Genomic DNA, 14,649 nt, shown 5'->3' with positions numbered 1-14,649 from the left:
GCTGATGCCACCTTCTGATGCGCTGGGTAATCGGGTCGACACGAAGGGTAGTTGAGGTGTGATGCGCACTCCAAAGCCGACCCGCAGGGTCGGCAGGGCGTACGGAATACGTCAAACTGGTGTCCCGTGAGCATCCATCTCCCCTCCCCCGCCCGCGTCGTGCTGCTCTGTGGCCCCTCGGGCTCGGGCAAGTCCCTCGTCGCCGCCCGCTCCGGCCTCCCCGTGCTGCGCCTCGACGACTTCTACAAGGAGGGTGACGACCCGACGCTGCCACTGGTGGCGGGGAGCTCCGACATCGACTGGGACCACCCGGACTCCTGGGACACGGACGTCGCGGTCGCCGCGATAGCCGAACTGTGCCGCACGGGCCGTACGAAGATCCCCGTCTACGACATCTCGCTCAGCGCCCGCACCGGCGAGGCGAGCGTCGACATCGGCCGGACGCCGCTGTTCGTCGCGGAGGGCGTGTTCGCGGCCGAGATAGTCGGGCGCTGCCGGGAGTTGGGGCTGCTGGCGGATGCTCTGTGCCTGAGCCGCGGTCCGGTCAGGACGTTCCGCCGCCGCTTTGTGCGGGACCTCAAGGAGGGGCGCAAGTCGGTGCCTTTCCTGCTCCGCCGCGGCTGGCGCCTGATGCGCCTGGAACGCGGAATCGTCGCCCGCCAGACCGCCCTCGGCGCCCACGCCTGCGACCGTGACGAGGCCCTGAGCCGCCTCGCGGCGGCAGCGGTGGGCCGGCGCCCGGCGGCCACGCCCACGAGCTGAGCCGCGCACAACGAAAAGCGGGACTGGATGGACCCCCCGGCCCTCCAGTCCCGCTTCTTTTGTGCTCCCCCGTGGTGGTGCTTCCCCCGTGACCCCCGTGGTCCCCCGTGACCCCGTTGATCCCCCCCGGTACCGCTCCCCCGCAGTACCCCGTGTTTCCCCCGTTACTTGCTTCCCCCGTGTTACTTGCTCCCCCCCGACCCTCAGGCGACGAGCTCCCCGAAGGCGTCCTCCTCGTCACGGCCGAAGCTGAGGACCTCGTCCTCGCGCAGCCGGCGCAGGGAGCGCCAGATGCTGGACTTCACCGTGCCGACACTGATGTCGAGGATCTCCGCGATCTCCGGGTCCGTGCGGCCCTCGTAGTAGCGAAGGACCAGCATGGTGCGCTGGAGTTCGGGCAGCCGGGCCAGCGCCTGCCACAGGACCGCGCGCAGTTCGGTGCCGCGCATCGCGTCCGTGTCGCCGGGCGTCTCCGGCAGTTCCTCGGTCGGGTATTCGTTCAGCTTGCGGCGGCGCCACGCGCTGATGTGCAGGTTCGTCATGGTGCGGCGGAGGTAGCCCCCGACCGCGGCCTTGTCGCTGATCCGGTCCCAGGCCTTGTACGTCGAGAACAGCGCGCTCTGCAGCAGGTCCTCGGCCTCGAAGCGGTCACCGGTCAGGTGGTAGGCGGTTGCGTACAGGGAGGCGCGGCGCTCCTGGACGTAGGCGGTGAACTCCGCCTCCGACAGCGAACGACGTTCCCCCGTGTCCTCCCTGTACGCGCTTCCCCCGTGCGGTTCCCCCGTGAAACCGTCAACCACCGTCATGTACGCGGTGTGCTGACGCCCGGCGCCGCGAGCGCACCCCCGCCCGCTCACGGCACCGGACTTCTCGGAACCCCGGCCCCCGTTCACGTCGTGGAGACGCGTGATCACTGCGCTAGTGCTGGTGCTGTGCAGCGTGTTCATCTCGCGCCCCCCGTCGTGGACTTCCGGTGTTCGGCTTGCTCAGGCGGTGCTTCCTTGCCTGTGCCGAAAAGCTTGCCCTCGCACCTTCATGGCCGTGTCCGCCGACTGTCACAGACCTGTCACAGGGGTCGGTCGTATCGGAAGCACAGTCCGCTCACAGAGAGGAGCCGTATGTGCACGTAGCCGTACAGGTGTCGAAACACACCCCCTGATGGGCCAGAATGAGCCCCGTGCCTTCCCTGTTGCTGATCGAGGACGACGACGCCATCCGTACGGCCCTGGAGCTGTCTCTTACGCGCCAGGGACACCGGGTTGCCACCGCTGCCACCGGTGAGGACGGTCTGAAGCTCCTGCGCGAGCAGCGGCCGGACCTGATCGTGCTGGACGTGATGCTGCCCGGCATCGACGGGTTCGAGGTGTGCCGGCGCATCCGGCGCACGGACCAGCTGCCCATCATTCTGCTGACCGCGCGCAGTGACGACATCGACGTGGTGGTCGGGCTGGAGTCCGGCGCGGACGACTATGTGGTCAAGCCGATCCAGGGGCGGGTGCTGGACGCCCGGATCCGGGCCGTGCTGCGGCGCGGCGAGCGGGAGTCGACCGACGCGGCGAGCTTCGGCAGCCTGGTCATCGACCGCGCCGCGATGACCGTGACGAAGAACGGCGAGGACCTGCAGCTCACGCCGACCGAGCTCAGACTGCTGCTGGAGCTGAGCCGGCGGCCCGGCCAGGCGCTCTCCCGGCAGCAGTTGCTGCGGCTGGTGTGGGAGCACGACTACCTCGGCGACTCCCGGCTGGTGGACGCGTGTGTGCAGCGGCTGCGCGCCAAGGTCGAGGACGTGCCGTCGTCCCCGACGCTGATCCGTACCGTGCGCGGCGTGGGTTACCGGCTGGACACGCCTCAGTGACCGAAGCGCAAGGGGGGGTTCGCGGCTGGGCCGCGACTCGCAAGGGACATATTTCACGGCTGCGCTTCACCAGTCTCCGGCTCCGCCTGGTCGTCGTGTTCGGCCTGGTGGCGCTCACCGCGGCCGTGTCCGCGTCCGGGATCGCCTACTGGCTCAACCGCGAGGCGGTGCTCTCCCGCACCCAGGACGCGGTGCTCGCCGACTTCCGGCAGGCGATGCAGACCCGCGCGGGCACCCTGCCCACACACCCGACCCAGGACGAACTGCAGCACACCGCGGGCCAGATGGCGAACAGCAGCCAGCGCTTCAGCGTGCTGCTCGTCGCCCGGAACCCCGAAGGCAAGACGGTCTACGGCAGTTCGGGCGGGCTCGACGGCTTCTCGCTGCAGGACGTGCCCAAGTCGCTGCGCGCCGCGGTGACCAAGCAGCAGACGGTCGACTCCGGCAACAAGTACCCGTACCACCTGTACTGGCAGCGCGTCGTCGACCACGGCACGCCGTATCTGGTGGCCGGTGCGAAGGTGATCGCCGGCGGGGCGACCGGCTACATGGTGAAGTCGCTGGAGCCGGAGGCCAAGGACCTCAACTCCCTTGCCTGGTCGCTGGGGATCGCCACCGGTCTCGCGCTGGTCGGCTCGGCGCTGCTCGCGCAGGCCGCCGCCTCGACCGTACTGAAGCCGGTGCAGCGGCTGGGTGTCGCCGCCCGCCGACTCGGCGAGGGCAAGCTCGACACCCGGCTCAGGGTGTCCGGGACCGACGAACTCGCCGATCTGTCACGGACGTTCAACGACGCGGCCGAGGCGCTGGAGAAGCGGGTCGACGACATGGCCACGCGGGACGAGGCGTCGCGGCGCTTCGTCGCGGACATGAGCCATGAACTCCGTACGCCGCTCACTGCGATCACCGCGGTGACCGAGATCCTGGAAGAGGAGCTGGAGGCGGAGTCCGGGTCGATGGACCCGATGATCGAGCCGGCCGTACGGCTCGTCGTCAGTGAGACCCGGCGGCTGAACGACCTCGTCGAGAACCTCATGGAGGTCACCCGCTTCGACGCGGGCACCGCCCGGCTGGTCCTGGACGACGTCGACATCGCCGACCAGATCACCGCCTGCATCGACGCCCGCGCCTGGCTGGACGCGGTGGACCTGGACGCCGAGCGCGGCATCCACGCCCGCCTCGACCCGCGCCGCCTGGACGTCATCCTCGCCAACCTCATCGGCAACGCCCTCAAGCACGGCGGGTCGCCGGTGCGGGTGGCGGTGCGGGTGGCGGACGAGGAGATCGTCATCGAGGTGCGCGACCACGGGCCCGGCATCCCCGAGGACGTCCTGCCGCACGTCTTCGACCGGTTCTACAAGGCGAGCGCCTCCCGGCCGCGCTCCGAGGGCAGCGGCCTGGGCCTGTCCATCGCCCTGGAGAACGCCCACATCCACGGCGGCGAGATCACCGCCGCCAACTCCCCCGACGGAGGTGCGGTGTTCACGCTGCGGCTGCCGCGGGACGCGTCCTCCCTGACCGAGGAGGCCGACGGCGAGGGAAAGAAGGGGGACGCCTGATGAACGTACGCCGACTGGCCGCGCTGCCCCTGCTCGCCGTACTCCTGGCCGGCTGCGGGATCCGGGCCACGGAGGTGCCCACGGACGCCGGGGCGGCGCCCTCGAAGGTGCTGTGCTCGCTGGCCGAGCCGGACGTCTCCACGCAGGCCTCGCGCGGGCTGCCGGTGCAGGTGTTCCTGCTGTGCGGCTCGTCGCTGGTCGCCGTCGACCGGACGGTACGGGTCCCGGACGGCACCGCGGACTCCCAGCGGCGGGTGCTGGTGGCCCAGGGGCTGCTCGACCAGCTCGCGGCGACGCCGTCGGCGGCCGAGAAGGAGGCCGGGTACACCACGGACGTACGGGGCGGCATGAACGTCAGCGGCCCGCGCCACGGCGACCCGGAGGACACGCTGCGGCTGAGCAGCCCGCCCGAGGACCTCACGTCCTACGCGCTCGCCCAGGTCGTCTGTACGTTCTCCGGCTCGGCGGCGGCCGAGGGCGACGGCTCGGTCATCCTCGGCGGCCCCGGCAAGGAACCGCTGCGCCGCTACGAGTGCACGGACGAGGTCCGCTCCCGGCCGGGGACGGAGCAGCCGCCGTCGGGCCAGGTTACGGGCGGCTGACGTACCGGTGTGGCGGAAGCCTCATACAGGTACGTACGGGCGAGCCGGAACCGATCCTGCCGCAGGCCGCGTCTAGGGGGGCGTGCAGCGTCAAGGCTCCATCGGCGGCAGCGCCGCGATCCGCATCCGTGCGACAGGGGGTGTCCTCCTCGTCGCACACCTCGCGTTCGTCGCCTGGCTCACACTGCGGCCGCTGGACGTGCCCTGGGTGCTGCCGCCCAACCTGCATCCCTTTGCCGGCATCCGGGCCGACCTGGCCCTGGGCTGGCCGGAGGCGGCCCGCCGTATCGCCGAAAGCGTCGGCCTGCTCGCGCCGCTGGGCGTGCTGCTCCCGGCGGTCCACGGCCGGCTGTGGGCCTTCCCGCTCGCCTCCCTGGTCCGCACGGTCGCAGCCGGTGCGCTGGTCTCGCTCGGCATCCTGCTTCTGCAGACCGGTGTGCCGGGCCGCGCCCCGGACATCGACTCGCTGCTGATGAACACCGTGGGCGTGGCCCTCGCCCATCTCGCCGTCGTCCCGGCCGCCCGTGCGTGGCTGCGCCGCAGGTCCGAGCGCCGGGCAAGCGCCGCCGTACGCCAGGAGGAAGCGACTCAGGGTCGAACCCCGACGTTTCCCAGGGTCGGGATCGCACCGTAGAGCGACGCTTTGCGCCCTTCGTCTCCGTAGCGTTGCAGGCAGATGAGGAAGCCACACGGGCCGCCTCTCTTCGACGCTCACGAAGGAGCCGCACATGTCCGCCCTTGCCCGCCCCACCAACGGCCGCATGATCGGCGGAGTGTGCGCAGCGCTGGCGCGGCGCTTCGGCACCTCCGCGACCACGATGCGGGTGATCTTCCTGCTCTCCTGCCTGCTGCCGGGCCCGCAGTTCCTGCTCTACATAGCGCTGTGGATCCTGCTGCCCTCCGAGGACAAGGCCGCGCGCACCGCCTGGTGATCGCCTGCACAGACACGCCGATGGGGCGCACCCCGTGTCCAAGGGGTGCGCCCCATCGGCGCGTTCAGGGGCGGGTCAGCCGACCGGTGCACCGTTCACCTGGGGCAGACCGGGCTGCATCGGCAGGCCGCCGAGGAGCCCGGAGACCGGCATGGTCGGACCGTCGGCGAGCGCCTTGCGGGCGGACGGCTGCACGGACGCGAGGCCACGCTCGATCGCGGGCTTGCCCTGCGTCACCGCCTGCTGGGCAGCCGGCATCGCGTGCGTGAGGCCCTCCCCCGGGAGCGCCTGGGTGACGGTGTTCAGCGTGCCGGTTGCGTCCGGGACCGCCGGGGCCGCGTTCGCGGCGCCCGCGCCCGTGGCGGCGAAGGCGGCACCGAGCGCGGCGACACCGAGGGTCTTGGCAGCAGACTGCTTCATAAAATGCGTCCTCGAAAATGGGTTACGGGGATGTGAGCGGTACCCGACCGTAAACATGCGAGCCCATCCGCGGCAAACATCGAAATGCGGACGGGTTGTGAATACCCGTCCGCATTCCATGCACCCCAATTTCTCGAATCAGTCCTCCGAGATCACAGAACCGCTGGTGGAGGCGGTCTGCTGGAACAGCCATTCGGACTTCAGCTCGGCATATCCGGGCTTGACGACGTCATTGATCATCGCCAGTCGTTCATCGAAAGGAATGAACGCTGATTTCATCGCATTGACGGAGAACCACTGCATGTCGTCGAGCGTGTAACCGAATGCGCCGACAAGGTGCTCGAATTCCCGGCTCATACTCGTGCCGGACATGAGACGGTTGTCCGTATTTACGGTCGCACGGAAGTGCAGTCGGCGCAGCAGCCCGATCGGGTGTTCGGCGTACGAGGACGCCGCGCCGGTCTGCAGATTGGAGCTCGGGCACAGCTCCAGTGGAATGCGCTTGTCCCGTACGTACGAGGCGAGCCGCCCGAGCTTCACCGAGCCGTCGGCGTGCACCTGGATGTCGTCGATGATGCGCACGCCGTGTCCGAGGCGGTCGGCGCCGCACCACTGCAGGGCCTGCCAGATGGAGGGCAGCCCGAAGGCCTCGCCGGCGTGGATGGTGAAGTGGTTGTTCTCGCGCTTCAGATACTCGAAGGCGTCGAGGTGCCGGGTGGGCGGGTAACCGGCCTCCGCGCCCGCGATGTCGAAGCCGACCACCCCCAGGTCCCGGTAGCGGTTGGCGAGTTCGGCGATCTCCAGGGCGCGGGCGGCGTGCCGCATGGCGGTGAGCAGGGCGCCGACGCGGATGCGGTGGCCGTTCTCCCTGGCGAGCCGCTCCCCTTCCCGGAAGCCCCCGTTGACGGCCTCGACGACCTCCTCGAGGGTCAGGCCCTTCTCGAGGTGCTGCTCGGGGGCGTACCGGACCTCGGCGTAGACGACACCGTCCGCGGCGAGGTCCTCGGCGCACTCGCGGGCGACCCGGACGAGCGCGTCCCGGGTCTGCATGACGCCGACGGTGTGGGAGAAGGTCTCCAAGTACCGCTCCAGCGAACCGGAGTCGGCGGCCTCCCGGAACCAGATGCCCAGCTTGTCGGGGTCGGTTTCGGGAAGGCGGTCATAGCCCGTCTCGCGGGCGAGTTCGACGATCGTCCCCGGACGGAGGCCGCCGTCGAGGTGGTCGTGCAGCAGAACCTTGGGCGCCCGGCGGATCTGATCCGAGCTCGGGGTGTTCCCCAGCGGGGCAGTCTGGCTCGTCATTTCCGCACTCTAACTCCTACGCGCGTAGATCGCGCGTTGTACAACTCCGTCGATACGTAACGGTGACCGCAAGTAGGGGTGGCGTACACCGGCGCTTCTGACACTGTTCTGTCATGGCACACCAAGCGACGCCGGTTCGACGGGCCCGGCTGGGGAGGGCACTCGGCCCGGAGCCGACGGCGGTGAGCGGAGTGGTGCTGCTGCTCCCCGGCGGTGACGAGGAGTCGGCCCGCAGACCGTCCCCCATGCTGGCGACGGCATCCGTAAGGGCGTTGGGCCGCCGCCTGGCCCGGGCAGGCCGTGACGAGGGCCTGGCCACCCATGTCGTCCACTACCGCTACCGGGGCTGGAACGGCGCCGAGGCGCACCTCGCGCGCGATGCGTCCTGGGCCGCCGACGAGGCCGTACGGCTGTACGGGGACGTGCCCGTCTGTCTCGCCGGGCTCGACATGGGCGGGCGGGCCGCGCTGCACGCGGGCGGGCACGAGGCCGTCAACTCCGTGCTGGCGATCGCTCCTTGGCTGCCGGAGGAGGACGTGGCGGCTTCGCCGGAACCGGTGAAGCAGTTGGTGGGGCGGCGCGTGCTCATCATTCACGGTACGAATGACGAGCGGACCGATCCGGAGTTGTCGTTTCGGCTGGCGGCTCGGGCGAAGAAGGCGAACCGGGATGTGTGTCGGTTCGAAGTGCATGCGGACGGGCACGGGTTGCATCAGTACCGGGGGGAAGTGCATGCGCTCGCTGAGGACTTCGTGATGGGGGCGTTGTTCGGGCGGGCTTTTGCGCGGCCTGTTGAAGATGCGTTGGCGGCTCCGCCGCCGTTGGGGTTGCGGATGCCCTTGGCCGCGGGGTTCGGGAAGTCGTTGCGTCGGTAGCGCCGTTGGGGTGTGGATCGTCGCCGGTCTGCGGGTTGTTCGTGGTTGCTCGCGCCCACGCGGCGGAGCCGCAGATCGGTACAGCCCCGCGCCCCCAAAAAAGCCTGCCGCCGCTCAGGTGGGTAGCAAGTTGCCTCTTCTCGAGAGCAGGAACTTCTTGAAGGCTGCCACCGGGGGTGTGTCCGGGTGGCCGTCCAGCCAGGCCACGCCGATCTCGCGTGCCGCTCTCGGAGCCGTGACCGTCAGTTCCGCAACTCCCGGGCGGGGGAAGGCCGGTGGGGGGAGGAGGGCTACGCCCAGGCCTGCTGCAACCAGGCCTCGCAGGGTCTCCGCTTCCTCGCCCTCGAACGCGATACGAGGCTTGAAGCCGGCCTCCCGGCACAGGTCGTCCGTGATGCGGCGCAGGCCGTAGCCCGGTTCGAGGGTGACGAAGGTTTCTTCGGCGGCTTCCGCGAGACGGATGCGGCGGCGGGTGGCGAGGGCGTGGTCGGCGGGGACGACCAGGCGGAGTTTCTGTTCGTCCAGGCGGCGGGCCACGAGGTCGGGGGCGTCGGGGACCGGGGAGGTGAGGCAGAGGTCGAGTTCGCCTGCGCGGAGCTTCTCCAGCATCGCCTCGCCGTAGTTCTGGACGAGGCTGAAGCGGACGCGCGGGTGGTCGACGCGGAAGGCCTGGATGAGGCCCGGGACGGTTTCCGCGCCCATCGTGTGCAGGAAGCCGAAGGCGACCTTGCCGGTGGCCGGGTCGGCGTCGGCGCGGACCTCCTCGGCGGCGCGCTCGATCTCGGCGAGGGCGCGTTCGACGTGGGTGAGGAAGGTGCGGCCGGCCGGGGTGAGGGAGACCGTGCGGCCGCGGCGGGCGAACAGGTCGACGCCCAGGTCCTGTTCGAGGCGGACCATCGCGCGGGAGAGGGTCGACTGGGGGACCTGGAGTTCCTGCGCGGCCCGGGTGACGTGCTCGGTGCGGGCCACACCGGCGAAGTGCGCGAGGCGCGGGGCGAGCAGCCGCGCCATGTCCGCCATGTCTTCTGTGTCACTGGACGGTGACAGTCGAGGCTGTGAGCTGTGTTGATGCACCATGGGAACGATTATGGCGATTCCATGCATTGGACGGATGAGCGGGAGCGTACGTAGCTTCGAGGCATGTCTCCCGCCAGTACCGGGGCGTCCACCGTCGTGGGCGCCGTATCGTCCCCTTCCGCCTCCGACTCGGCCGCCGATGCGCGCATGGCTCCTGGTGGGCCCGGCTATCGGCGGATGAGTTTCGCGCTCTTCCTCGCGGGCGTGGCGACCTTCGCGCTGCTGTACTCCACGCAGGCTCTGCTGCCGCTGATCTCGGGTGAGTTCGGGGTGGCGGCGAGCGAGGCGAGCTGGACGGTGGCGGCGGCGACCGGTGGGCTGGCGCTGTTCGTGCTGCCGATGAGCGCGCTGTCGGAGCGGTTCGGACGCCGTGCGGTGATGACCGGCTCGCTGGCGGTCGCGGTGACCGTGGGGCTGCTGGTTCCCTTCGCGCCTTCGCTGGGCGTGCTGGTGGTGCTGCGCGGGCTGCAGGGTGCGGCGCTGGCGGGGCTGCCGGCGTCGGCGACGGCGTATCTCGCCGAGGAGGTCCGGCCGAAGGCGCTGGTCACGGCGATCGGGCTGTTCGTCGCGGGCAACAGTGTCGGCGGCATGAGCGGCCGGGTCATCACCGGATGGGTCGCGCAGGAGTGGGGCTGGCGGGTCGCCGTCGGCGTGATCGGTGCGATCGCGGTGGCGTGTGCGGTGGCGTTCCGGCTGCTGCTGCCGGCGCCGCGGCACTTCGTCGCGGGGTCGCTGCGGCCGCGGGTGCTCGCGCGGACGGTCCGTGACCACCTCTCCAACCCGCTGCTGTGCCGGCTGTACGCGATCGGTGCGCTGTTCATGACGGTCTTCGGCGGCGTCTACACGGTGATCGGCTACCGGCTGACGGAGGCGCCGTTCTCGCTCCCGCAGGGTGTCATCGGGTCGATCTTCCTGGTGTACCTGGTGGGTACGGTGTCGGCGTCCACGGCGGGGCGGCTGGTGGGCCGACTGGGCCGCCGTGGGGCGCTGTACCTGGCGGGCGGTACGACGGCGACGGGGCTGGTGCTGTCCCTGGCCCGGTCTCTGGTGCCGGTGCTGCTGGGGCTGGTGCTGATCACTGCGGGCTTCTTCGCGGGGCACGCGGTGGCTTCGTCGGCGGTGAGCAAGACGGCCACGAGCGGGCGTGCGCAGGCTTCGGCGCTGTACCAGTCGGCGTACTACGTGGGGTCCAGCGCGGGCTCCACGGTCGGGGCGGTGGCCTTCCACGCCGGCGGCTGGGCCGGGACGGTGGGGGTCGGGCTGCTGGCGGTGCTGGGCGTCGTGACGATCACCGTCCTCGGAACGCGTGCGGCTCGGGCCCAGCAGCGGCTCCTGACGGCCTGAGCCGTACGTTCCCTCCCCCTTCTTCCCCCTGGCCGAGGTCGGTCGGCCAGGGGGACTGCCCTTTCCACCTGGGTGTTCTTCTGCTCCGGGGGCCGTTGTCAGTGGGCTGCGCTAGCTTCGGACGTGCTGGGGCGCAAAGGCGCGACACAGAACGGCCACAGGGGTGGGTGGACGATGAGCGACGGTACGGCGACTACGACAGCGGATCTCGACGTCAGGCTGGAGAAGCACCGCGTCGAGCTGACCGGGTACTGCTACCGCATGCTCGGCTCCTCCTTCGAGGCCGAGGACGCGGTGCAGGACACGATGGTCCGCGCCTGGCGAAGTTACGAGAAGTTCGAGGGCCGCTCGAGTCTGCGGTCGTGGCTGTACCGGATCGCGACCAATGTGTGCCTGGACATGCTGACCGCGGGCAACAAGCGCGCCCGGCCCATGGACCTCAGCGAGTCCACGCCCCTCGCTCAGGCCGCCCTCTCGCCCCGGCCCGACAACACCTGGCTCGAGCCGATGCCGGACGCCCGTGTCCTGCCGACCGTCGAGGACCCCGCGGAGGCCGCCGTGGCCAAGGAGTCAGTGCGGCTCGCCTTCATGGCTGCGCTGCAGCAGCTGCCGGCCAAGCAGCGCGCCGTGCTGATCCTGCGCGAGGTGCTGGCGTGGAAGGCGAGCGAGGTCGCCGAACTGCTCGACACCTCGGTCGCGTCGGTCAACAGCGCACTGCAGCGGGCCCGGGCCACGCTCGCCGAACGGGACACCGAGAAGGCCTCCGGCGCCGCCGTCTCCGACCCGCTCGACCCGGAGCAGCAGAAGCTGCTCGACCGGTACGTCGCGGCCTTCGAGGGCTACGACATGACGGCGCTCACGGCCCTGCTGCACGAGGACGCCGTGATGACGATGCCGCCGTTCGACCTGTGGCTGACGGGCCACGACGACATCACCGGCTTCATGACGACGCTGGGCTCCGCCTGCGAGGGCTCACGACTGGTCCCGGTGCAGGTCAACGGACTGCCGGGCTTCGCCCAGTACAAGCCGGACCCGGAGGAGGGCGGCTACACCCCGTGGGCGGTGCAGGTGCTGGAGATATCAGACGGCCGGCTCACCGGGTTCCACTTCTTCCTCGACACGAAGCGGTGGTTCCCGCTGTTCGGCCTGCCCCTCCACCTCGAAGCGGAGTCCGACCAGGTCGAGGAGGGCGCGTAGGGAGGGGGCCGGGTCGCGCAGCCGGACACGGCCTCCGGCCCGCCGGGCGGCCAGCTCCAGCCGCGCGAGCAGGTCCACGGCCCCGAGTCCCGGTGGCCCGATCGCGGCGACGTCCACCACCACGACCGCGGCCCCGGTGGACTCCAGCAGCGCGCGCACGTCCTCGCACAGCCCTGTCACCTCGTCACGGGTGACGGGGCCGGGCAGCACGAGTACGGCGGGTGTCATAGGGGCGTCCACGAGCGGTAGACCGGGCGGACGGACGGAACTCATCGCGGCCCGCCCGAACACCGGGCGTGTCCGCGGACCGGGATCACATTGACCCGCTCCCCTCGTTCCCAAGAGGGTTGGGTGTATGCCCCAAGCATCAGCACCGCCCTGGTTACCCGACGGCCTCCTCCATCCCGTCGAGGGGGCGCCGTGCAGGGGGTGCTGACGGGCTTCGCGGTCATCGTGGTCGTCATCGGCGTGGGCTATGTCATCGGACGGCAGGGGCACCTCGGCGAACACGGCCGCGAGGTCCTGACCAAGCTGGCCTTCCATGTGGCCTCCCCGGCGCTCCTGTTCACGACGCTCGCGAAGGCCGACCTGTCGGTGATCTTCTCCAGCCGGCTCCTGGTGACGGCGATGAGCACGGCCGCCGCGGCCGGGGTCTTCGTCGCCGTCGGTGTCGTACGGGGCTGGGGCATCGGGCGCACCACTATCGGCGCCCTGTGCTCCAGTTACGTCAACTCCGGCAACCTCGGCATCCCGATCGCCGTGTATGTGCTGGGCGACGCCTCGCTGGTGGCGCCGGTGCTGCTGTTCCAGATCATCGCGCTGACCCCGATCGCCCTGACGATCCTCGACCTGTCCGGCAAGGGCGAGAAGGGCCCGCTGTGGCTGCGGCTGCTCACGCCGTTGCGGAACCCGATCGCCGTCGGCTCCCTCGCGGGCGTCGCGGTCGCGGCGACCGGGCTGAGGGTGCCGGACCCGGTCATGGACCCGGTGACGCTCATCGGCAACATGTCGGTCCCGGCGGTCCTGCTGGCCTTCGGCATCTCGCTGTGCGGCAGCACGATGCCGGGGCGGGGCGCCGACCGGGGTCCGGTGTTCCTCTCGGTGGCCCTCAAGGCGGTGGGCCAGCCGGTGGCTGCGTGGGCGCTGGCGACGGGGGTGTTCGGCCTGCACGGCCACCAACTCCTCGACGTGGTGGTGACGTCGGCGCTGCCGGCGGCGCAGAACCTGTACACGTACGCGAGCCGCTACCGGGTGGCGGAGGGGTTGGCGCGGGACTCGATCCTGCTGTCGACGGTGCTGTCGGTGCCGGTGCTGGTCGTGGTGGCGGCTCTGCTCGGCTGACCCCCGCCCGAGCCGGAGGGGCCGGCCCCGTGGGAACGGCCCCTCGCAGAACATGCGGCAACGTCAGGCGATGCGCTCCAGCACCACCGGCGAAGCCGAGAACTCCGTGCCCGCCGCCCCGATGTCGTACGAGCCCTCCACCGCCTGCAGCGCGTACTCGAAGCGCTCCGGGGTGTCCGTGTGGAGGGTCAGCAGGGGCTGGCCCTCGGTCACCGTGTCGCCGGGCTTCGCGTGCAGTTCCACGCCCGCGCCCGCCTGCACCGGGTCCTCCTTGCGGGCACGGCCCGCGCCCAGGCGCCAGGCGGCGACGCCGATGTCGTAGGCGTCGAGGCGGGTGAGGACACCGCTCGACGGGGCCTTGATGACGTGCTGCTCGCGCGCCACCGGCAGCTCGGCGTCCGGGTCGCCGCCCTGGGCCGCGATCATGCGGCGCCAGACGTCCATCGCCGAGCCGTCGGCCAGGGCCTTCGCCGGGTCGGCGTCCTTCACGCCGGCCGCGTCGAGCATCTCGCGGGCCAGGGCGATGGTCAGTTCCACCACGTCCGACGGGCCGCCGCCCGCCAGGACCTCCACCGACTCGCGGACCTCCAGGGCGTTTCCGGCGGTGAGGCCCAGAGGGGTGGACATGTCCGTCAGAAGGGCCACCGTCCTCACGCCGTGGTCCGTGCCGAGGCCCACCATCGTGGACGCCAACTCCCGTGCGTCCTCGATCGTCTTCATGAAGGCGCCCGTGCCCACCTTGACGTCCAGGACCAGGGAGCCCGTGCCCTCCGCGATCTTCTTCGACATGATCGAGGAGGCGATGAGCGGGATCGCCTCGACGGTGCCGGTGACGTCCCGGAGTGCGTACAGCTTCTTGTCCGCGGGAGCCAGGCCGTCGCCCGCCGCGCAGATCACCGCGCCGGTGCCGTCCAGCACGGAGAGCATCTCCTCGTTCGACAGCAGCGCGCGCCAGCCGGGGATCGACTCCAGCTTGTCCAGCGTGCCGCCGGTGTGGCCGAGGCCCCGGCCCGAGAGCTGGGGCACGGCCGCGCCGCAGGCCGCCACCAGGGGCGCCAGCGGGAGGGTGATCTTGTCGCCGACGCCGCCCGTCGAGTGCTTGTCGGCCGTCGGGCGGGACAGGGACGAGAAGTCCATGCGCTCGCCGGACGCGATCATCGCGGCCGTCCAGCGGGCGATCTCACGGCGGTTCATGCCGTTGAGGAGGATCGCCATGGCGAGCGCGGACATCTGCTCGTCGGCGACCTCCCCGCGGGTGTACGCGTCGATGACCCAGTCGATCTGCTCGTCGCTGAGCTCGCCGCGGTCCCGCTTGGTGCGGATGACGGAGATGGCGTCCATGGCCATGGCTTGCTTTCCTTCCGAAGGTTCCAGAAGTCGTACGGC

16 protein-coding genes are annotated in these 14,649 nt (G+C 70.7%); 10 read left to right on the top strand and 6 right to left on the bottom strand.

The window, feature by feature from the left end; genetic code table 11:
* Window positions 1-126: 126 nt before the first annotated feature.
* Window positions 127-762: a uridine kinase gene (locus tag ABZ880_RS25915; protein ID WP_361267074.1), complete on the top strand. Its 636-nt coding sequence runs from the start codon at window positions 127-129 to the stop codon at window positions 760-762.
* A 203-nt stretch (window positions 763-965) separates the two neighbouring features.
* Here the strand turns inward: ABZ880_RS25915 and ABZ880_RS25910 are convergent, their stop codons facing one another.
* On the bottom strand, window positions 966-1,709 hold the full coding sequence (locus tag ABZ880_RS25910; RefSeq protein ID WP_361267072.1) for a SigE family RNA polymerase sigma factor: 744 nt from the start codon (window positions 1,707-1,709) through the stop codon (window positions 966-968).
* 230 nt (window positions 1,710-1,939) lie between these two features.
* Between ABZ880_RS25910 and afsQ1 the strand changes: the two genes are divergently transcribed.
* The 5 genes from afsQ1 (at window position 1,940) to ABZ880_RS25885 (ending at window position 5,707) form a co-directional block, all read left to right on the top strand.
* Window positions 1,940-2,617, top strand: coding sequence for a two-component system response regulator AfsQ1 (gene afsQ1, locus ABZ880_RS25905; RefSeq protein ID WP_020141253.1), 678 nt, complete (start codon window positions 1,940-1,942; stop codon window positions 2,615-2,617).
* Window positions 2,614-4,173 (top strand): HAMP domain-containing sensor histidine kinase, encoded by a 1,560-nt coding sequence (locus ABZ880_RS25900; RefSeq protein WP_361267070.1) that lies wholly within the window; start codon window positions 2,614-2,616, stop codon window positions 4,171-4,173. The genes afsQ1 and ABZ880_RS25900 overlap by 4 nt, the downstream gene beginning before the upstream one ends.
* Window positions 4,173-4,775, top strand: a complete 603-nt coding sequence (locus ABZ880_RS25895) for a hypothetical protein (RefSeq protein WP_361267068.1) — start codon at window positions 4,173-4,175, stop codon at window positions 4,773-4,775. The genes ABZ880_RS25900 and ABZ880_RS25895 overlap by 1 nt, the downstream gene beginning before the upstream one ends.
* A gap of 82 nt (window positions 4,776-4,857) precedes the next feature.
* Window positions 4,858-5,409, top strand: a complete 552-nt coding sequence (locus tag ABZ880_RS25890) for a VanZ family protein (RefSeq protein ID WP_361267066.1) — start codon at window positions 4,858-4,860, stop codon at window positions 5,407-5,409.
* Between the two features lie 94 nt (window positions 5,410-5,503).
* On the top strand, window positions 5,504-5,707 hold the full coding sequence (locus ABZ880_RS25885; RefSeq protein ID WP_266520687.1) for a PspC domain-containing protein: 204 nt from the start codon (window positions 5,504-5,506) through the stop codon (window positions 5,705-5,707).
* A gap of 75 nt (window positions 5,708-5,782) precedes the next feature.
* Here ABZ880_RS25885 and ABZ880_RS25880 read toward each other — a convergent pair whose 3' ends face one another.
* The gene (locus ABZ880_RS25880) at window positions 5,783-6,127 is read right to left on the bottom strand and encodes an ATP-binding protein (protein WP_361267064.1); all 345 of its coding nucleotides are present in this window, start codon (window positions 6,125-6,127) and stop codon (window positions 5,783-5,785) included.
* 138 nt (window positions 6,128-6,265) lie between these two features.
* A complete protein-coding gene (locus ABZ880_RS25875) occupies window positions 6,266-7,429 on the bottom strand; it encodes an adenosine deaminase (protein ID WP_361267062.1) in 1,164 nt (387 codons plus the stop codon).
* Between the two features lie 113 nt (window positions 7,430-7,542).
* On the opposite strand from ABZ880_RS25875, the gene ABZ880_RS25870 reads away from it, so the two are divergent.
* Window positions 7,543-8,304, top strand: coding sequence for an alpha/beta hydrolase (locus tag ABZ880_RS25870; RefSeq protein ID WP_361267060.1), 762 nt, complete (start codon window positions 7,543-7,545; stop codon window positions 8,302-8,304).
* 114 nt (window positions 8,305-8,418) lie between these two features.
* Here ABZ880_RS25870 and ABZ880_RS25865 read toward each other — a convergent pair whose 3' ends face one another.
* Complete coding sequence (locus ABZ880_RS25865) at window positions 8,419-9,381, bottom strand: LysR substrate-binding domain-containing protein (RefSeq protein ID WP_361267058.1); 963 nt, start codon at window positions 9,379-9,381, stop codon at window positions 8,419-8,421.
* A gap of 63 nt (window positions 9,382-9,444) precedes the next feature.
* On the opposite strand from ABZ880_RS25865, the gene ABZ880_RS25860 reads away from it, so the two are divergent.
* Both ABZ880_RS25860 and ABZ880_RS25855 read left to right on the top strand, forming a co-directional pair.
* Window positions 9,445-10,725 (top strand): MFS transporter, encoded by a 1,281-nt coding sequence (locus ABZ880_RS25860; RefSeq protein ID WP_361267056.1) that lies wholly within the window; start codon window positions 9,445-9,447, stop codon window positions 10,723-10,725.
* A 174-nt stretch (window positions 10,726-10,899) separates the two neighbouring features.
* Window positions 10,900-11,922: a sigma-70 family RNA polymerase sigma factor gene (locus ABZ880_RS25855; RefSeq protein ID WP_361267054.1), complete on the top strand. Its 1,023-nt coding sequence runs from the start codon at window positions 10,900-10,902 to the stop codon at window positions 11,920-11,922.
* On the opposite strand, the gene ABZ880_RS25850 is transcribed toward ABZ880_RS25855, so the two are convergent.
* Entirely contained in the window at window positions 11,806-12,195 is a 390-nt protein-coding gene (locus ABZ880_RS25850; RefSeq protein ID WP_361267052.1) for an STAS domain-containing protein, read from the bottom strand. The two genes, ABZ880_RS25855 and ABZ880_RS25850, sit on opposite strands and share 117 nt — an antisense overlap.
* Window positions 12,196-12,342: 147 nt before the next feature.
* Between ABZ880_RS25850 and ABZ880_RS25845 the strand changes: the two genes are divergently transcribed.
* Window positions 12,343-13,263, top strand: coding sequence for an AEC family transporter (locus ABZ880_RS25845; protein ID WP_361267050.1), 921 nt, complete (start codon window positions 12,343-12,345; stop codon window positions 13,261-13,263).
* A 63-nt stretch (window positions 13,264-13,326) separates the two neighbouring features.
* Here the strand turns inward: ABZ880_RS25845 and ABZ880_RS25840 are convergent, their stop codons facing one another.
* Window positions 13,327-14,604, bottom strand: a complete 1,278-nt coding sequence (locus ABZ880_RS25840) for a thymidine phosphorylase (protein WP_361267132.1) — start codon at window positions 14,602-14,604, stop codon at window positions 13,327-13,329.
* Window positions 14,605-14,649: the final 45 nt, after the last annotated feature.

The sequence above is a fragment of the Streptomyces sp. NPDC047043 genome, from assembly GCF_040644055.1.
Taxonomy (GTDB): Bacteria; Actinomycetota; Actinomycetes; order Streptomycetales; family Streptomycetaceae; genus Streptomyces.
Note: the sequence above shows the minus strand (reverse complement) of the source record. Positions and strands in the feature narration are given on the sequence as shown.